19 protein-coding genes are annotated in these 17,712 nt (G+C 69.2%); 10 read left to right on the top strand and 9 right to left on the bottom strand.

Features of this window, described 5'->3' with window-relative positions:
* The first annotated feature begins 94 nt into the window (after positions 1 to 94).
* Positions 95 to 1,246 carry an FAD-dependent oxidoreductase gene (locus ABT304_RS12890; RefSeq protein ID WP_350715663.1) on the top strand — a complete coding sequence of 384 codons (1,152 nt, stop codon included), beginning with the start codon at positions 95 to 97 and terminating at the stop codon, positions 1,244 to 1,246.
* Between the two features lie 13 nt (positions 1,247 to 1,259).
* Here the strand turns inward: ABT304_RS12890 and cysC are convergent, their stop codons facing one another.
* Positions 1,260 to 2,450 (bottom strand): adenylyl-sulfate kinase, encoded by a 1,191-nt coding sequence (gene cysC, locus ABT304_RS12885; protein ID WP_350715661.1) that lies wholly within the window; start codon positions 2,448 to 2,450, stop codon positions 1,260 to 1,262.
* A 59-nt stretch (positions 2,451 to 2,509) separates the two neighbouring features.
* Entirely contained in the window at positions 2,510 to 3,172 is a 663-nt protein-coding gene (locus ABT304_RS12880) for a TetR/AcrR family transcriptional regulator (RefSeq protein WP_350715659.1), read from the bottom strand.
* A gap of 90 nt (positions 3,173 to 3,262) precedes the next feature.
* Here ABT304_RS12880 and ABT304_RS12875 point away from each other — a divergent pair, with 90 nt between their 5' ends.
* The gene (locus ABT304_RS12875) at positions 3,263 to 3,745 is read left to right on the top strand and encodes a hypothetical protein (RefSeq protein ID WP_350715657.1); all 483 of its coding nucleotides are present in this window, start codon (positions 3,263 to 3,265) and stop codon (positions 3,743 to 3,745) included.
* A gap of 2 nt (positions 3,746 to 3,747) precedes the next feature.
* Positions 3,748 to 4,854, top strand: coding sequence for a serine hydrolase domain-containing protein (locus ABT304_RS12870; RefSeq protein WP_350715655.1), 1,107 nt, complete (start codon positions 3,748 to 3,750; stop codon positions 4,852 to 4,854).
* A 59-nt stretch (positions 4,855 to 4,913) separates the two neighbouring features.
* On the opposite strand, the gene ABT304_RS12865 is transcribed toward ABT304_RS12870, so the two are convergent.
* From ABT304_RS12865 to ABT304_RS12850, 4 genes are all read right to left on the bottom strand, one after another.
* Entirely contained in the window at positions 4,914 to 6,164 is a 1,251-nt protein-coding gene (locus ABT304_RS12865; protein ID WP_350715653.1) for a sulfate adenylyltransferase subunit 1, read from the bottom strand.
* Positions 6,164 to 7,078 (bottom strand): sulfate adenylyltransferase subunit CysD, encoded by a 915-nt coding sequence (gene cysD, locus ABT304_RS12860; RefSeq protein WP_160026779.1) that lies wholly within the window; start codon positions 7,076 to 7,078, stop codon positions 6,164 to 6,166. Before cysD ends, ABT304_RS12865 begins: the two co-directional genes overlap by 1 nt.
* 168 nt (positions 7,079 to 7,246) lie before the next feature.
* Positions 7,247 to 8,098: a HipA N-terminal domain-containing protein gene (locus tag ABT304_RS12855; RefSeq protein WP_350715651.1), complete on the bottom strand. Its 852-nt coding sequence runs from the start codon at positions 8,096 to 8,098 to the stop codon at positions 7,247 to 7,249.
* On the bottom strand, positions 8,098 to 8,385 hold the full coding sequence (locus ABT304_RS12850) for a helix-turn-helix transcriptional regulator (RefSeq protein ID WP_350715649.1): 288 nt from the start codon (positions 8,383 to 8,385) through the stop codon (positions 8,098 to 8,100). The genes ABT304_RS12855 and ABT304_RS12850 overlap by 1 nt, the downstream gene beginning before the upstream one ends.
* 89 nt (positions 8,386 to 8,474) lie before the next feature.
* Between ABT304_RS12850 and ABT304_RS12845 the strand changes: the two genes are divergently transcribed.
* Positions 8,475 to 9,641, top strand: coding sequence for a nucleotide sugar dehydrogenase (locus tag ABT304_RS12845; RefSeq protein WP_350715647.1), 1,167 nt, complete (start codon positions 8,475 to 8,477; stop codon positions 9,639 to 9,641).
* Between the two features lie 141 nt (positions 9,642 to 9,782).
* The gene (locus ABT304_RS12840) at positions 9,783 to 10,160 is read left to right on the top strand and encodes a phosphomannose isomerase type II C-terminal cupin domain (RefSeq protein WP_160026783.1); all 378 of its coding nucleotides are present in this window, start codon (positions 9,783 to 9,785) and stop codon (positions 10,158 to 10,160) included.
* 6 nt (positions 10,161 to 10,166) lie between these two features.
* Here the strand turns inward: ABT304_RS12840 and rfbA are convergent, their stop codons facing one another.
* A complete protein-coding gene (gene rfbA / locus ABT304_RS12835) occupies positions 10,167 to 11,039 on the bottom strand; it encodes a glucose-1-phosphate thymidylyltransferase RfbA (RefSeq protein WP_350715645.1) in 873 nt (290 codons plus the stop codon).
* A 94-nt stretch (positions 11,040 to 11,133) separates the two neighbouring features.
* Between rfbA and rfbB the strand changes: the two genes are divergently transcribed.
* Complete coding sequence (gene rfbB, locus ABT304_RS12830; RefSeq protein WP_350715643.1) at positions 11,134 to 12,132, top strand: dTDP-glucose 4,6-dehydratase; 999 nt, start codon at positions 11,134 to 11,136, stop codon at positions 12,130 to 12,132.
* A gap of 5 nt (positions 12,133 to 12,137) precedes the next feature.
* Complete coding sequence (locus ABT304_RS12825) at positions 12,138 to 13,520, top strand: sugar nucleotide-binding protein (RefSeq protein ID WP_350715642.1); 1,383 nt, start codon at positions 12,138 to 12,140, stop codon at positions 13,518 to 13,520.
* 20 nt (positions 13,521 to 13,540) lie between these two features.
* On the opposite strand, the gene ABT304_RS12820 is transcribed toward ABT304_RS12825, so the two are convergent.
* Positions 13,541 to 14,476: a sulfite exporter TauE/SafE family protein gene (locus ABT304_RS12820; RefSeq protein WP_160026787.1), complete on the bottom strand. Its 936-nt coding sequence runs from the start codon at positions 14,474 to 14,476 to the stop codon at positions 13,541 to 13,543.
* A 28-nt stretch (positions 14,477 to 14,504) separates the two neighbouring features.
* Between ABT304_RS12820 and ABT304_RS12815 the strand changes: the two genes are divergently transcribed.
* From ABT304_RS12815 to ABT304_RS12805, 3 genes are all read left to right on the top strand, one after another.
* Positions 14,505 to 15,461 carry an asparaginase gene (locus tag ABT304_RS12815; protein ID WP_350715640.1) on the top strand — a complete coding sequence of 319 codons (957 nt, stop codon included), beginning with the start codon at positions 14,505 to 14,507 and terminating at the stop codon, positions 15,459 to 15,461.
* Between the two features lie 216 nt (positions 15,462 to 15,677).
* Entirely contained in the window at positions 15,678 to 16,043 is a 366-nt protein-coding gene (locus ABT304_RS12810; protein ID WP_502890334.1) for a helix-turn-helix domain-containing protein, read from the top strand.
* Positions 16,021 to 16,584: a hypothetical protein gene (locus ABT304_RS12805; protein ID WP_350715638.1), complete on the top strand. Its 564-nt coding sequence runs from the start codon at positions 16,021 to 16,023 to the stop codon at positions 16,582 to 16,584. Before ABT304_RS12810 ends, ABT304_RS12805 begins: the two co-directional genes overlap by 23 nt.
* A gap of 145 nt (positions 16,585 to 16,729) precedes the next feature.
* On the opposite strand, the gene galE is transcribed toward ABT304_RS12805, so the two are convergent.
* The gene (galE, locus tag ABT304_RS12800) at positions 16,730 to 17,707 is read right to left on the bottom strand and encodes a UDP-glucose 4-epimerase GalE (RefSeq protein WP_350715637.1); all 978 of its coding nucleotides are present in this window, start codon (positions 17,705 to 17,707) and stop codon (positions 16,730 to 16,732) included.
* Between the last annotated feature and the right edge of the window lie 5 nt (positions 17,708 to 17,712).

Here is a 17,712-nt window from a genome sequence, read left to right as displayed (position 1 = left end):
ACAGTCGTTGACGTCAATGGCGGCAGCGCGCTAGCTTGGTCAACATCAGTTGGCCAACACGTGTTGACCAACCCAACGGAGCAAGGAGAGCATCATGTCCACCATCACCACTGATGTGCTCGTCGTCGGCGCCGGCCCCACCGGGCTGGCGGTGGCGGCCAAGCTGGCCGCGGCCGGCATCGACGTCACCGTCATCGACAACCAGGCCTCCGGAGACAACACCTCCCGGGCCGCGGTCGTCCACGCCCGCACCCTGGAGGTGCTCGCCGATCTCGGCGTCTCCGCGCGCCTGGTCAAGGAAGGCATCGAGGCGCCGCGCTTCACCATCCGTGACCGCGACAAGGTCCTGGTGCCGATCCGCTTCGACGACCTCCCCAGCGACTTCCCCTATGCCCTGATGGTCTCCCAGGCGGTCACCGAGCGGGTCCTCCTCGATCGCCTCACCGAGCTCGGCGGTCACGTACGCCGGCCGCTCGCCCTCGTCGACCTCGTCCAGGACGACGACGGCGTCACCGCCACCACCGAGGACGGCACCGAGATCCGGGCGCGCTACCTCGTTGGCGCCGACGGCATGCACTCCATCGTGCGCGACAAAGCCGGGATCGGCTTCCCGGGCGGGAAGTACGCCGAGTCGTTCAGCCTCGCCGACGTACGCATCGAGGGCGACCTGCCGCACGACGAGGTCATCCTCTACTTCTCGCCCGAGGGGACCCTGGTTTCCGCGCCGCTACCCGACGGCTCGTTCCGGTTCGTGGCCCCGGTTCCCGAGGCGCCGGAGAACCCCGACGTCGACTACGTCCAGGCCCTCCTCGACCAGCGAGGCAGCATCAAGAGCCCGGTCAAGGTCACCGAGGTGATCTGGGGTTCGCGCTTCCGGGTCCACCACCGCGTGGCCGACGCCTACCGTGCGGGCCGGGTGCTGATCGCCGGCGACGCCGCCCACGTCCACAGCCCCGCCGGCGGCCAGGGCATGAACACCGGTATCCAGGACGCGGTCGTGCTCGGCGACGCCCTCGTCGCGACCATCGCCCACGGCGACGATGCCGCGCTCGACACCTACGCTGCTCGGCGCCGGCCGGTCGCCGAGGAGGTCATCGAGCTCTCCGACCGCCTGACCCGGTTCGGCATCGCGCAGGGGGTCCGGCGGAGCGTACGGAACCTGGTGCTGTCCACGCTGGCGCGGCTCCCGCGCTTCCGCCGGATGCTCGCCTGGCGCCTGTCCGGTCTGGTCTACCGCGACCGCTGAGCGCGCGACCTGGTCACAGCGACAGGTAGCCCGCCGAACGCAGGCCCTCGATCACATCATCGAGGGCCTCGTCGATGGAGCGGCCGGTGGTGTCGACGCGTACGTCGGCGTCGGCCGGCTCCTCGTAGGGTGAGGAGATCCCGGTGAACTCGGGGATCTCGCCGGCCCGGGCCTTGGCGTAGAGGCCCTTGCGGTCGCGCCGCTCGCACTCCTCCAGCGGCGTGGCCACGTGGACCAGGAAGAAGGCGCCGCCGGCGCCGTCGACGTAGCCGCGTACGTCCTGGCGGGTCGAGTCGAAGGGCGCGATGGGGGAGCAGACGGCGAGGCCGCCGTGGCGGGAGATCTCGGCGGCCACCCAGCCGATCCGGCGGATGTTGGTCTCCCGGTCCTCCTTGGAGAAGGTCAGCCCGGCCGACAGGTTGCGGCGCACGACATCGCCGTCGAGCGAGGTGACCGTGCGCGCACCCTGCTCCAGGATCCGGTCCATCAGGGCGCGGGCGAGGGTGGACTTGCCGGAGCCGGACAGGCCGGTGAAGAAGATGACCAGGCCCTGCTCCTCGGGAGCGGGCTGGTCGCGATCGATGACCGCGGCGATCTCGTCGGGGTAGTCCTCCGAGGTGGGAGCGGCCAGTGCGTGGACCGGGTCGCCCCCTGCGTACGCCGCGACGACCGACACCCCGAGCGCGTGGTTGGCCTCGGGGTCGTCGTGGGAAGCCAGCGGCACCGCGACCACGGCCGCGTCGGGCAGTGCGTCCGCGGCCAGCAACGACGCCCGCAGCAGCGCGACGGGGGAGAGCGACGGGGTGCCGTGCCCGACGAGAGCGAGCAGCAGCACCGGCCCGAGGGCCGCGATCTCGGCTATCTCGGCGGTGGTGAGTGCGTCGGTGACCGGCACGACCGTCCGCCCGGCGTACGCCTCGCGGGTCTGTGACGGGGTGAGGTAGAGCCGACGGAAGGGGCCGTAGGCGGGAGAAGAGAGGCCGGTGACCTCGCCGGCGGGCCAGGTGACCCGCGCGATCGGCAGTCCCTCGGGGTCGACGATCTCGACGGCGCCGGCCTCGGTCGCGGAGGCCTCCACCGCGGACGGGAGGACGAGGCTCAGCGCCGAGCCGGGCGCGTTGAGCGGTCCGGGCAGGGCTCCGGAGACGACGAGCTCGACGTCATCGAGCTCACGGGGCGTTGGGGCGTACTGCGGAACTGGCACGGGCCAACTTTCCCATGCGGCGGATCGGGACGTCGCCACGGGCGGGGTCAGGGGCAGGGTCAGGGGCGGTGCTGCAGCTGCGCGAAGCCGGCGATCAGCGCATCCAGGGCGAACTCGAGCCGGTAGGTCAGCGGGCGCCCGATGCTGGCCTGCGCGGCGGCGGCGAGGTGGGGGTAGTCCTCGGGCGAGATGGCTCCGAGTCGATCGGTGGGGTCGCCGCGTACGAAGGTCGCCTCGTCGGTGCCGGTGGAGAGGGCGGCATGGACGAAGGCCAGCCGGCCGACGGCGTAGACCATGTCCAGGGCGCGCTCGGGCGCGAACCCGGCGGCAGAGATCGACCCGACCAGCGACTCGACGACCCTCAGGTTGCCGGAGGTGACCGCCGGGCGGGTCAGGACCAGGGGCACCAGCTGCGGGTGCGCGGTCAGGCTGGCGTGGAAGGCCAGGCCGTATCCGCGCAGTGCGGCCTGCCAGTCGTCGCCGGGCGGCTGCGCGGCGGTCGCCTCGGTCACGAGCTCGCCGACGACCGCGTCCAGCAGTGCGTCCTTGCTGGGGAAGTGATGGTAGAGCGCCATCGCCTCGACGCCGAGCTCGGTGCCCAGGCGACGCATCGACAGCGCGCCGAGCCCCTCGCGGTCGGCGAGCCGGATGGCCGATCGCAAGATGGCGTGCGTGCTCAGGCCGGCGTGCTGCCCACGCCCTCGGGTCGGGCGAGCGGTCATCTCGTGGTCCTCTCCGGGATCTCCCTCGTGTCGCTGCTTTACGGCGTACATTATCGTGAGTCTTACACCGTAAAACACAAAGGGGTGCAGATGATTGAACGCAACCGGGACGTCGATGTGGCTCGACGTCCCTCTCCACCGCTGCTGACGGCCTACGCCGGCCTGCTGTTCACGCTCGCCGCGCTCGCCGTCCTCTATGCCGACCGCCTGACCGGCAACCTGCTGGCAGCTCACATCCAGGACGGCTACCCGGATCTCAGCCCGTCCCGCATCGAGGAGGCGGCCGGGACCTACCTGGTCTACCTCTCCGCCGTCGGCGTACTCGGGCTGGCCGGTTGGGCGATCACCATCCGGCTGGTGGCGCGCCGGCGGCGATCGGCTCCTTGGGTCGCCACCGGCCTGTTCATCGTCGGGACTGCCGTCGCCCTCTTCGACCTGCTGGTGCGCGACACGTCCGGAGACACCGGGCTGCCGCCCCTCCTGGGGTGGGTCGGGCTGCTGCCCAGCCTTGCCGGCCTGGCTGTCGTCGTCCTGCTCCTGCGTACGTCCCTCCTCCACACCGAAAGGCACTGACCATGGAACCCACCAGGCTCGAGTCGGCCCTGGAAGACCTTCATCGGGCGGGCATGCCCGGAGCCGTTGCCGAGGTGCGCGACGGTGACGACGTCTGGCGGCACGCCGCCGGCGTCGCCGACCTGACGTCCCGGCGGCCGATGAGAACGGACCTGCGTCATCGCGTCGGGAGCGTCACGAAGAGCTTCACCGCGGCCGCGGTGCTGCAGCAGGTCGAGCGCGGGGTGATCGAGCTCGATCACCCGATCGGCGACTACCTGCCGGGACTGGTCCCCGGCGAGCCCGGCCGGCACATCACCGTGCGGATGCTGATCAACCACACCAGCGGCCTGCGTGAGTACCTCCCGTACGCCTACCCGTCGCTCGCCGCCTTCCCCGGCGTCGCGCGCACCACGCCGGACAGCCTGGAGGACAACCGGCGCCGGACCTTCGACCCGCACGAGCTGATCAAGCTCGGCGTCGAGGCGCCACCCACCGGGAGGCCGGGCAGCGAGCCGGGCGTCTACTCCAACACCAACTACCTGTTGCTCGGCCAGCTCCTCGAGGAGGTCGGCGGGCTACCGGCCGAGCAGCTGATCGCCCGCGACGTGATCGCCCCGGCCGGTCTGGAGCACACCCGCTTCCCGAGCGGGCTGTCCGTGTCAGGGCCGCACTCGCGGCTCTACGAGTCCTGGTTCGGCATGTTCGACCCGCCCCGGGACTTCAGCGTCTTCGACATGTCGTGGGTCGGTGTCTCGGCCGCGCTCGTCTCCACCGTCGCCGACCTCGACCGGTTCTTCGCGCGCCTGCTGGCAGGCGAGGTCATCGGCCTTCCGATGCTGGCGGAGATGCAGCGTACGGTGCCGGTGATCGCCTTCGACGGGACGCTGATCGACTACGGCCTGGGTCTCCACCGCCGGGAGGTCCCCGGCGTCGGCACCTTCTGGGGACACGATGGCTCGGTGTGGGGCGGTGGTGCGTTGTCGCTGACCAGTTCGGACGGGCGCCGGCAGGTCTCGCTCGTGGTCAACCGGCAGCGGTGGAACACGCTCGGCGCGGACGGCCGGCCGCAGCCGCACCCCATCGACCAGGCCCTCGAGGCGTTCGTCCGGCTCGCGCTGGGTTCCTGAGAGACGACGAAGGCGGCGGTCCCGTCGGGGAGCCGCCGCCTTCGTGCGTACGTGCCGGATCAGTCGTTGATCATGCCCGCGCCGACGGTGACGCCGGTCGCCTCGTCGATGAGGATGAAGGAGCCGGTGGTGCGGTTCTTCGAGTAGGGGTCGCACAGCAGCGGCTTGGTGGTGCGCAGCTGCACGCGGCCGATCTCGTTGAGGCCGAGCTCCTTGGTCTCCAGGTCGCGGTGGAGGCTGTTGACGTCCAGGCGGTACTGGATGTCCTTGACCAGCGCTCGCGCCGAGTTGGAGGTGTGCTTGATGGCCAGCTTCTGCCGCGGACGCAGCGGAGCGTTGGTCATCCAGCAGATCATCGCGTCGATGTCCTGGCTCGGCTCGGGGGCGTTCTTGACCCGCGAGATCATGTCGCCGCGGCTCACGTCGACGTCGTCCTCGAGCCGGACGGTCACCGACATCGGCGGGAACGCCTCGGGGATCTCCTTGTCGAACAGGTCGATCCCGGCGATCTTGCTGGTCATCCCGGAGGGGAGCACCATGACCTCGTCGCCCGGCTTGAGTACGCCACCGGCGACCTGGCCCGCGTAGCCGCGGTAGTCGTGGTGGTCGTCGGACTTCGGCCGGATGACGTACTGCACCGGAAGACGCACGTCGACCAGGTCGCGGTCGGAGGCGACGTGGACGTGCTCGAGGTGGTGGATCAGCGTCGGGCCGGAGTACCAGTCCATGTTGGCGGAGCGGGTCACCACGTTGTCGCCCTGGAGCGCCGAGATCGGGATGACCTCGAGGTCCGGGATGTTCAGCTTGGTCGCGAACGCGGTGAACTCGGCAGAGATCTTGTTGTAGACCTCCTGGGAGTAGTCCACGAGGTCCATCTTGTTGATGCACAGGACCAGGTGGGGCACGCGCAGCAGCGAGAGCAGCACCGCGTGACGGCGCGACTGCTCGGTCAGGCCGTGACGAGCGTCGACGAGCACCAGGCCGAGGTCGGCGGTGGAGGCACCGGTGACCATGTTGCGCGTGTACTGCACGTGGCCCGGGGTGTCGGCGATGATGAACTTGCGGTTGGGCGTCGCGAAGTAGCGGTAGGCGACATCGATGGTGATGCCCTGCTCACGCTCGGACCGCAGTCCGTCCGTCAGCAGCGACAGGTCGACGTAGCCGTGGCCCTTGTCCTGCGAGGTCTTCTCGACCGACTCGAGCTGGTCGGTGAAGATCGACTTCGAGTCGAACAGCAGCCGCCCGATGAGGGTGGACTTGCCGTCGTCGACCGAACCGGCGGTGGCGAACCGCAGAAGGTCCATGGCCATCAGAAGTAACCTTCCTTCTTGCGGTCCTCCATGGCAGCCTCGGAGAACCGGTCGTCACCGCGGGTCGCGCCTCGCTCGGTGACCCGGGCGGCGGCGACCTCCTCGATGATCTCGGGGATGGTGGATGCGGTCGACTCGACGCAGCCGGTCAGGGTCATGTCGCCGCAGGTGCGGTAGCGGACCGTACGCTCGGTGACGACCTCGCCCTCGCGCAGCGGGTTGAGCGGGGTCTCGGTCAGCAGCATGCCGTCGCGCTCGAAGACGCGACGCTGGTGGGCGAAGTAGACCTTCGGGATCTCGATGCCCTCGCGGCCGATGTAGTCCCAGATGTCCAGCTCGGTCCAGTTGGAGATCGGGAAGACCCGCATGTGCTCGCCCTCGTGGAGCCGGCCGTTGTAGAGCGACCAGAGCTCGGGGCGCTGCATCTTGGGGTCCCACTGGCCGAACTCGTCGCGGTGGGAGTAGACGCGCTCCTTGGCGCGGGCCTTCTCCTCGTCGCGGCGACCGCCACCGAAGGCGGCGGTGAAGCCGTTCTCCTCGATCGCGTTCAGCAGGGTGGGCGTCTGGAGCCGGTTGCGCGAGGTCTTGCCGTCGTCGACGACGATGCCGCGCGCGATGGCGTCATCGATGCTCGCGATCACCAGGCGTACGCCCAGACGGCTGACCCAGCGGTCACGGGTCTCGGCGACCTCGGGGAAGTCGAGGCCGTTGTCGATCTGGAGAACGGGGAAGGGGATCTTGGCGGGGAAGAAAGCCTTCTCCGCAAGTCGCAGCATCACGATGCTGTCCTTGCCCCCCGAGAACATCAGGACAGGCTTCTCGAACTCGGCCGCGGCCTCGCGGAAGATGTGGATCGACTCGGCTTCCAGCTGGTCGAGCTGGCTGAGCCGGTAGTCGGCGTGTGTTGCAGTCATTACGGAACCAGAGGACCTCTCCGTCAGGTTGAGGCGCCCATGCTAGTGGCGGCTTCCACGGCACGGCGAAATGTCCCATCCCCGCGTGGGCAGGAATCCGAGTGTACGCAGGCGACGGGCCATGTCCGGAAGCGCCACTCGCACGGTGAGATGGCCGACGTGACCGGGTCAGCGCCGCGGCGCCACGGCGACCCGGTCCCCGGCCAGCAGGAAGGCGATCTTGTCGACCTCGTCTGCCGGAGACGGCGCCAGATCGCACCGCTGGAACAGGTCGCGTACGCCGCCGGGGTCGATGTCCTCGCCCGGCCGGAGGCCCAGCGCCTGCCGGATCGTCTCGGCGTGGATGCGCCGGCCGCCGAGCCGGTCCCAGCGCTCCGTGACGAGCGCCGCCTGCGCGCCGAAGGTGGCCAGCTCGGTGCGGGTCGCGGGGATCCCGGCGGAGCGGGCCCGGCCCAGGTCGGCGATCCTCGCGGAGGCCTCCTCGGGTGTCGTCGGCCGCAGGATGTGCGTCGAGGGGTGCTCGTACGTCGGCCAGAACCACTTCCCCGAGGCCCGGCGCAGCGCGAACTTCCCGTGGTGGCCGCCGAGGGAGAACCGCGGCCGGGCCCGCTGGTCGAGCCACGAGGTGGGCTGGTTGCGCAGCGCCGCGAGCCGGGTCGTGATCTCGGGCAGCGGCGCCTCGACGGGGTGCGGTGCCCGGCGCCAGGGCAGGTCGGGGTCGGCCGAGAGCGAGACCGCGCCGGGGAGGTCGTCGCCGTAGGAGGCGAGCAGCGTCATCGGCTCGGTGTCGGGCAGCCCCCGCTCGCGCGCCCATCTGCGGCGTACGTCCTCGCGGGCGGGGAGCAGGTTGTCCAGCCAGGCGCGGGCGGCTCCCGGGTTCAGGGCGGGGCCGGTGCGGGGGAGGGAGAGCGAGATGGGCGTCGGGCCGGCGGTCTCGGCGTAGGTGAAGTCGATCCGGTCGCCGACCTGGCGGAAGGTGCCCATCCGGCGGCGGCCGGCGAAGGCGTACAGCTCTCGCATCAGGGGCTGGTCAGACAGCGGGCCAGGACGGCGTCGAGGTCGACGTCCTCCAGGGGCGGGGCGATCGGGGAGAGCTGCGTGGGCGCCAGGTAGACGTCGAGGACCTCCAGCAGCGCGAGCGCCTTGCCGAGCTCGGCGCGCGGGTGACCGGACTCGACGTCGACCACGAACCGCCGGCCCACGCCGGCCCGGTGCGCCAGGTCGCTCTGGGTGAGTCCGGCGCGGCGCCGGGCGGAGCGCACGGCTGACCCGAAGGCGGCCGGTGAGGTCAGGTAGGGCGACGGCACGATGAACACTCTACGTGATGTTCCCGTACGGGAACATCGCTGCCTTATACGCTGTGACCGGTCTCGAACCGCTGCTTACAGTGCCGAACATGAAGATCACCGTTGTCGGCGTGGGCTACGTCGGGATGTCGCTCGCCGTCCTGCTCGCCCAGAAGCACGACGTCGTCGTCCTGGACATCTCCCAGGAGCGGGTCGACCTGGTCAACGCCGCCAAGACCCCGATCGAGGACGCCGAGATCACCAGCTTCCTGGCCACCAAGGAGCTCGGCCTGCGCGCGACCCTCGACAAGGAGGACGCCTACGCGGACGCCGCGTACGTCATCGTCGCCACCCCGACGAACTACGACGAGGCCTCGAACTACTTCGACACCTCCACCGTCGACAGCGTGATCGCCGACGCGGTGACCTATGCGCCGGAGGCGGCGATCGTGGTGAAGTCGACCATCCCGGTCGGCTACATCGCGGCCAAGCGCGAGCAGCACCCCGAGGTGACGCTCTTCTTCAGCCCCGAGTTCCTCCGCGAGGGCAAGGCGCTCCACGACAACCTGCACCCCTCCCGCATCGTCGTCGGCGACGACTCCCCGGCGGCGAAGGGCTTCGCCGAGCTGCTGCTCGAGGGCTCGCTCGAGCCGGACGTACCGGTGCTGATGACCGGCGCCACCGAGGCCGAGGCGATCAAGCTGTTCGCCAACACCTACCTGGCGCTGCGGGTCGCCTACTTCAACGAGCTGGACACCTACGCCGCCACCCACGGGCTCAACACGACCCAGATCATCGAGGGCGTCGGCCTGGACCCCCGGATCGGCTCGCACTACAACAACCCGAGCTTCGGCTACGGCGGCTACTGCCTGCCCAAGGACACCAAGCAGCTGCAGGCCAACTACCAAGACGTCCCGCAGAACCTCATCTCGGCGATCGTCGAGGCCAACACCACGCGCAAGGACTTCGTCGCCACCGACGTCCTGCGGCGCGAGCCGAAGGTGGTCGGGGTCTACCGGCTGATCATGAAGTCCGGCTCAGACAACTTCCGCGAGTCCTCGATCCAGGGAGTGATGAAGCGGATCAAGGCCAAGGGCGTCGAGGTGGTCATCTACGAGCCCGAGCTCGACGAGCCGGAGTTCTTCCACTCCGAGATCATCAAGGACCTCGACGAGTTCAAGCAGCGGGCCGACGTGATCATCGCCAACCGGCGCACCGACGTGCTCGCCGATGTCGCCGACAAGGTCTACACGCGCGACATCTACGGTCGCGACTGAGGGCCTCCGGCGGAAGAGTTCTGCTCCCGTGGGCGACCTGCGGGTAACGGACCGGTGAATATCGGTTCGCAATGAACCGTGCGCGGATGCGTACAGTTATTGTCGCGTCTTCTGTTCAGTGTCTAGGAATGAGGCAACATCATGGCTGGTGACTCCGAGACCCGCCCCTGGGGTTCGTGGCACGTCATCGACATCGGTCCGGGCTACAAGGTCAAGCGGATCGAGGTGCTGCCCAACAGCCGCCTCTCGTACCAGACCCACACCCACCGCTCCGAGCACTGGGTGGTCATCTACGGCAAGGCGACCTGCATCATCGACGGCGTGACCACCATCGCCGGCCCGGGTGAGTCGGTCGACGTCGCCGTCGGCCAGGCCCACCGGATCTGCAACGAGACCGACGAGCCGCTCTCGATCATCGAGGTCCAGCGCGGTGGCTACACCGGCGAGGACGACATCGTCCGCCTCGAGGACGACTTCGGTCGCGCCGAGCAGACGGCCGCGGTCGCGGCGGAGGCCTGATTCCGCCTAGGCCAGCAGGCCGAGCAGGTACTTCCCGTAGCCGCTCTTCAGCAGCGGCTGGGCGAGCCGGGAGAGATCCTCGTCGGAGAGCCAGCCCTGGCGCCAGGCGACCTCTTCGGGGGCGCCGATCTTGGTGCCCTGGCGGTGCTCGATGGCGCGGATGAAGTTGGCGGCCTCGTTGAGGTCCTCGAGGGTGCCGGTGTCGAGCCACGCGGTGCCGCGTGGCAGCACCTCGACAGAGAGGGTGCCGGCCTCGAGGTAGATCCGGTTGAGGTCGGTGATCTCGAGCTCGCCGCGCGCCGATGGCTTCAGGTTGCGGGCGTGCCCGATGACCGAGCTGTCGTAGAAGTAGAGGCCGGGGACGGCGTACGGGCTCTTCGGCTTCTCGGGCTTCTCCTCCAAGGAGATGGCCTTGCGGTTCTCGTCGAACTCGACGACGCCGTAGGCGCGCGGGTCGGCGACGCGGTAGCCGAAGACGGCGCCGCCCGTGATCGTCTTGAAGCGGGCCAGCTGGGTGCCGAGGCCGGGGCCGTAGAAGATGTTGTCACCCAGGACGAGGCCGACACCGTCCTCGGACTCATCGAGGAAGCCGACGTCGGCGCCGATCGTGAACGCCTGGGCGAGGCCGTCGGGGGAGGGCTGCTCGGCGTAGCTGATGTTGACGCCGAGGTGGCTGCCGTCGCCCAGGAGCCGATGGAAGCCGGAGGCCTCGTGGGGCGTCGTGATCACCAGGATGTCCCGGATCCCGGCCAGCATCAGCGTGGTCAGCGGGTAGTAGATCATCGGCTTGTCGTAGATCGGCATCAGCTGCTTGCTGATCGCGAGTGTGATCGGGTGCAGACGTGAGCCGGTGCCTCCGGCAAGGATGATCCCCTTCATGGTCAGTTGATCCTACGGATGTTCACCCCACGTTCTAGGGAACCCACCGGGGCGAGGCGACCACCGGGTGGTTAATTCTGCCTACGATGAACCGGTGAGACGGATTCTTGTGACAGGCGGGGCCGGGTTCATCGGCTCCAACTTCGTGCACCACCTCGTGGCCAACACCGATGCGTACGTGACGGTGCTCGACAAGCTGACCTATGCCTCCTCGGAGGCATCGCTGGCGGGGCTCACGGAGGATCGGGTGAGGCTCGTGGTCGGCGACATCGCGGACGCCGCGGTCGTTGAGCCGCTGGTGGCGGAGTCGGATGCCGTGGTGCACTACGCGGCCGAGTCGCACAACGACAACTCGCTCTCCGACCCGGCTCCGTTCGTCCAGACCAACATCGTCGGCACCTTCGTGCTCCTCGAGGCGGTCCGGCGTCACGACGTACGTTTCCACCACGTCTCCACCGACGAGGTCTACGGCGACCTGGACCTCGATGACCCGAAGCGGTTCACCGAGGACACGCCCTACCAGCCGTCCTCGCCCTACTCGGCCTCCAAGGCCGGCTCCGATCACCTCGTCCGCGCCTGGGTGCGCTCCTTCGGCGTACGCGCGACGATCTCCAACTGCTCCAACAACTACGGCCCCTGGCAGCACGTCGAGAAGTTCATCCCGCGTCAGATCACCGAGGTGATCGAGGGCCGCCGGCCGCGCGTCTACGGCGACGGGCTCAACGTGCGCGACTGGATCCACACCGACGACCACTCCTCGGCGGTCTGGACGATCCTGGAGAAGGGCCGGATCGGGGAGACGTACCTGATCGGTGCCGACGGGGAGAAGTCCAACGTCGACGTCGTCCGCGCGATCCTGCGTCACTTCGGGCGTCCCGAGGACGACATCGAGTGGGTCACCGACCGCGCCGGCCACGACCGCCGCTACGCCATCGAGTCAGGCAAGCTGCGCAGCGAGCTCGGCTGGGAGCCGAAGTACCAGGACTTCGACAAGGGCCTGGCCGCGACGATCTCCTGGTACCAGGAGAACGAGGCCTGGTGGTCGCCGCTCAAGCACGAGACCGAAGCCAAGTACGCCGCGAAGGGACAGTGATCTCGGTGGCTGAGCTTCGTGTCGAGGAGACCCCGATCCCCGGTCTCCTGGTGGTCCACCTGCCCGTGCACGGCGACGCCCGCGGCTGGTTCAAGGAGAACTGGCAGCGCGCGAAGATGGTGGAGCTGGGGCTCCCCGACTTCGGGCCGGTGCAGAACAACATGTCCTTCAACGCCTCCCGCGGCGCTACCCGGGGGATCCACACCGAGCCGTGGGACAAGTTCGTCTCCGTCGCGTGCGGGCGGGTCTTCGCGGCGTGGGTCGACATGCGTGAGGGGTCGTCCTTCGGAGCGACCTTCTCCGTCGAGATCGGCCCGGAGACCGCGGTCTTCGTGCCGCGTGGGGTCGGCAACTCCTACCAGGCGCTGGAGGACCGCACCGTCTACTCCTACCTGGTCAACGACCACTGGCGTCCCGGGTTCGCCTACCCGGCGCTCAACCTCGCCGACGAGACCGCCGCGATCCCGTGGCCGATCCCGTTGGAGTCGGCCGAGATCTCCGAGAAGGATCTCGCCAACCCGCGCTTGGCCGAGATCACCCCGATGAAGCCGAAGAAGACCCTGATCATCGGCGCCAACGGCCAGCTCGGCCGGGCCCTCGTGTCGGTCTTCCCGGATGCGGACGCGGTCGACCTCGACGAGCTCGACATCTCCGACGAGAAGGCGGTCGCGGCCTGGCCGTGGCCCGACTACCAGCTCATCCTCAACGCCGCGGCCTACACGGCCGTCGACGTCGCCGAGACGGCCGACGGCCGGCGTACCGCCTGGGCCGCCAACGCGACGGCTCCCGCGCTGCTCGCCCGGGTCGCGACCGAGCACCGGCTGACCCTGGTGCACTACTCCACCGAGTACGTCTTCGACGGCACCGCCACCGAGCACACCGAGGACGAGCCGGTCTCGCCCCTCGGTGTCTACGCCCAGTCCAAGGCCGCCGGCGACATCGCGGTCGCCGGCACCGCTCGTCACTACATCCTGCGCACCTCCTGGGTCGTCGGCGACGGCAAGAACTTCGTACGCACCATGGCGGCTCTCGCCGAGAAGGGCGTCTCGCCCACCGTGGTCGACGACCAGATCGGCCGGCTCACCTTCACCGACACCCTCGCCGCGGCCACCGCTCACCTGCTCCGGTCCGAGGCTGCGTACGGGGTCTACAACTGCACCAACGCCGGGGAGCCGTGCTCGTGGCGGGACATCGCCGCCGAGGTGTTCTCGCTGTCGGGGCGTGACCGGGCCGATGTGGGTGCCACCTCGACCGAGGCCTACTTCGCGGGCAAGGAGGGCGTCGCGCCGCGACCGCTCAACTCGGTGATGTCCCTCGACAAGCTCACCGCCACCGGGTTCGAGCCCGAGGACCACCTCGACGCCCTGCGCCGCTACCTGAAGGCCTGACTGCCGACTCTGCGTGCGTGCTACTTCTCCGAACGCTCCGGCAGCCGCCAGGCGGCGGCGTTGTTGTCGAAGGCCTCCAGGCCGCGCGACTGGCGGATGAAGCCCCACAGGAGCGGTCCGAGGAGCAGCATCGCGCCGCCGAGGAGCAGCAGGAAGGTGGCGTCGGCGCCGAGCATCTTGGCGCCGGAGAGCGTCAGCATGATGACGATGCCGCGCCGGATGACCGACTGGGAGACCCAGCGCGCCATCCGGGAGCCGAGGAACGTGCCGGGGGTGCCGCCGAGGATGAGCGGGATCAGCACCGCCCACTCGACGCCGTGGTTGAGCACCTGTCCGATCGCGGCGGCCAGGACGAGCGGCACCGCCTGGAGCAGGTCAGTACCGACCAGCTTCACCGCGGAGAGGGTCGGGTAGACCAGCAGCAGCGCGATCATGATGACCGAGCCGGAGCCGACCGAGGTGATGCCGACCAGCAGGCCGCCGAGCGCGCCGATGACGACGGTGAGCAGCGGCTTCAGGCGGGGATCTTCCTCGGGAGCCTCGTTGCCGCCGGTGACCAGACGCAGCTGCAGGTACATCCGGAACATGTAGGACGCCGCCGCGAACAGCAGAGCCCCGCCGAGGACGAGCTTGAGGAAGTGGTCGGTGTCGCCCGGCGCCAGCTTGTGGACGAAGGTGCCCAGGAACGCGCACGGCACCGAGCCGATGATGAGGTACGTCGCCAGCTTGATGTTGGGCGAGCCGTGGCGCCAGTGCACCGCGGCCCCGACCGACTTGTTGACCGAGGCGGCGACGAGATCGTTGGCGACCGCGGTCGTCGGCGGCACCCCGAGGAAGATCAGCGCCGGGGTCATCAGGGCGCCACCGCCCATGCCGGTCAGCCCGACGACGATGCCGATGCCGAAGCTGACCACGAGCACGCTGAGCGCGTCTTGGGTGAGGAGGTCGGCGAACACGGGGCAACTCTCACATAGTCTCGCCCCCATGCCAGCACCAGTGCCGTTCGCCGAGATCATCCGCTCCGACTTCGTCGAGGGACACCACTACGGTTCCGCCGTCGCCCTGGCGGCCGACGGAACCGTGAGCTGGTCGCTCGGTGACGTCGAGTCGCCGATCCTGCCGCGCTCCTCGAACAAGCCGGTCCAGGCCCTCGCGATGGTGATCCTCGGCCTCGACCTGCCGCCCGACCTGCTCGCCCTCGCCTGCGCCTCCCACTCGGGCGAGGCGTTCCACCAGGAGGGCGTGCGCCGCATCCTCGCCACCGTCGGCCTGGACGAGTCCGCGCTGGGCAACATCGAGGACTACCCGTTCGGTGTCGAGGCGCGGGAGGAGGCGCTCCGTCGCGGCGAGCCGAAGACCCGCCTGGCGATGAACTGCTCCGGCAAGCACGCCGCGATGCTGGCCACCTGCGTCGCGGCAGGCTGGCCGCTGGAGGACTATCTGGACCCGAAGCACCCGCTCCAGGAGGGCATCCAGGAGGTGCTCGAGGCGTGCACCGGCGAGACCGCGTACGCCACCGTCGACGGATGCGGGGCGCCGGCCCTGTCCACGTCGCTGACCGGTCTGGCGCGGGCGTTCTCGATGATCGGCTCGGCGGTCGACGGTCCGGCCGCGCGGGTCGCCGAGGCGATCCGTTCCCACCCCGAGTACGTCTCGGGCACGACCCGCGACGAGGTGGCGCTGCACCGGGCCGTACCCGGGCTGATCGGCAAGCTGGGTGCCGAGGCGGTCTACGCCGTCGCGCTTCCCGACGGCCGCGCATGGGCGCTGAAGGCCGACGACGGCGGCGACCGGGCGCGGGCGGCGGTGATGGCCGCCGCGCTGCTGCGCGACGGGGTCGGTGACCTCGACGGGGTCGATGCCGATGCCTTGCGCGCGACCGGCGACGCGCCGATCTTCGGTGGCGGGCGACGCGTCGGGGAGATCCGCGCGCTTCTGTGATCTGCTAGCGGTCTGCTAGCGAGGCGAGGATGGCCGCGCTCCGCGCGTTTTCGCCGGTTGGTGAGGCAACTAGTGGGTGATGTGTGTCACTTCGGTTGCTCAGGCCTTGTGTTTGCTAGCAATTGTTAGCACCATGGAGCCATGGTCAAGAGCAAGGTCACGAGTGCGGTTGGCACGCTCGGCGAGTATCTGAAGGAACAGAGGATCTCGGCTGAGATGTCTCTGCGTCAGCTCGCCGACCAAGCAGGTGTGTCCAACCCCTACCTCAGCCAGATCGAGCGCGGTCTGCGCAAGCCATCGGCTGAGGTCCTCCAGCAGATCGCCAAGGCGCTGCGTATCTCGGCGGAGCAGGTCTATGTCCGTGCCGGGATCCTCAGCCCCGACTCCAACGTCGGGGGGTCCGTGGAGCTCGCTGTGCTCGCCGACCCGAGCCTGACCGAGCGGCAGAAGCACTCGCTGCTCGACGTCTATCACTCGTTCCTTGCTCTCAACAGTCGTGTCACCGACGATGCGCCGGCCGCCGATGAAACCGCTGAACCCCATCACGAGGAGAACCCAGATGCCCACTCTGCCCAAGATTGAGACCACCAAGCCCCTCAACGCCGTCGCCGGTGTCGCGGATCTCGCCTACGAGACCGTCAAGGACCTCGCCACCGACCTGCAGAAGCGCGTCGACGGCTACCGCTCCGAGGCGACCACCAAGCTGACCGACGCCCGCTCCAAGGCGACCGAGAAGGCGACCGCCTACCGCACCCAGGCGACCGAGAAGGCCACCGCTGCCAAGTCCACCGTGACCGGCTTCGACCCGAAGTCCCTCCCGGCCCTGGCCAAGGAGCAGTACACCGTTCTCCCCGAGAAGCTGAAGACCACGGTCAAGGCCAAGCTCGACGAGACCACCGGCTCCGCCACCGGCACCTACGACAAGCTCGCCACCCGCGGTGAGACCTTCGTCGCGAAGTTCAAGAAGTCCGAGACCGCTGAGGCCCCGGCCGAGGCTCCGAAGGCTGAGGCCCCCAAGGCCGAGGCTGCCAAGGCGGAGGCCCCGAAGGCCGAGGCTCCGGCCGAGAAGCCGGCTCCCGCCAAGAAGGCTCCGGCCAAGAAGACGGCTGCCAAGAAGGCCTGATCCTGGCCCTTCATGCCCGACGGCTCACCGAGGTAACTCGGTGAGCCGTCGGTTATTTCATCGAGTTCCACGAGGGAAGTGGGCGTTGACCGAGTTACCTCGGTGAACATCCCGCCCGAGGCGATGTCCTGAGCTTGTCGAAGGGTCAGCTCGGGTAGTCGGCGCCAGCGGCCTGGCGGGCCTCCCAGGCGGTGGCGACCATGGAGCGCAGGTCGTGGCGCATCTGCCAGTCGAGATCGCGCCGGGCGAGCTCGCCGGTGGCGACGATGCGGGCGGGGTCGCCGGGACGACGCGGCTTGATGACCGGCTCGAAGTCGATGCCGGTGACCTCGCGGATGGCATCCATGATCTGCCGTACGGAGGAGCCGTCGCCCGAGCCGAGGTTGTAGACCGGCTCGAGGTCCTTGCCCTCGGCGAGCCGCTTGGCGGCGACGACGTGGGAGTGGGCCAGGTCGGCGACGTGCACGTAGTCGCGTACGCAGGTGCCGTCGGGGGTCGGGTAGTCGTCGCCGTTGATCTGCGGCGTCTTGCCCTTGGCCAGCGCGTCGAAGACGAGCGGGAAGAGGTTGTGGGGGCTGGTGTCGTAGAGGTCCTTGCTGCCGGACCCGACGACGTTGAAGTAGCGCAGGCTGGTGTGGGCGAGCCCCTCGGCACGCGCCACGTCGGCGATCAGCCACTCGCCGATCAGCTTCGACTCGCCGTAGGGGCTCTCCGGGTTGGTCGGCGTGGTCTCGGTGACCAGGTCGACGTCGGGAGTGCCGAAGGTCGCGGCGGAGGAGGAGAAGACCAGCTTGTCGACACCGGTGGCCGTCATCGCCTCGAGAAGGTTGGCGGTGCCGGTGACGTTCTGTGCGTACGTGTGCAGCGGCCGCTGCACCGACACGCCTGCGTACTTGAAGCCGGCGAGGTGGATGACTCCCTCGACACCGTGGTTGGAGATCGCCTGCTCGATCGCGGACCTGTCCAGCAGCGTCGCCTCGACGAACGTGACGTTGTCGGGCACGAACTTCGCGAACCCCGAGGACAGGTCGTCGATGACGACCGGCTCCATGCCCGCGTCGAGCAGTGCCTGCACGACGTGCGATCCGATGTAGCCCGCGCCTCCGGTAACCAACCAACTCATGCGAT

Origin of the sequence: Nocardioides sp. NPDC000445, from assembly GCF_040300245.1 — a bacterium.
Lineage (GTDB): Bacteria > Actinomycetota > Actinomycetes > Propionibacteriales > Nocardioidaceae > Nocardioides.
This window is presented reverse-complemented; position numbering and strand designations above follow the sequence as displayed.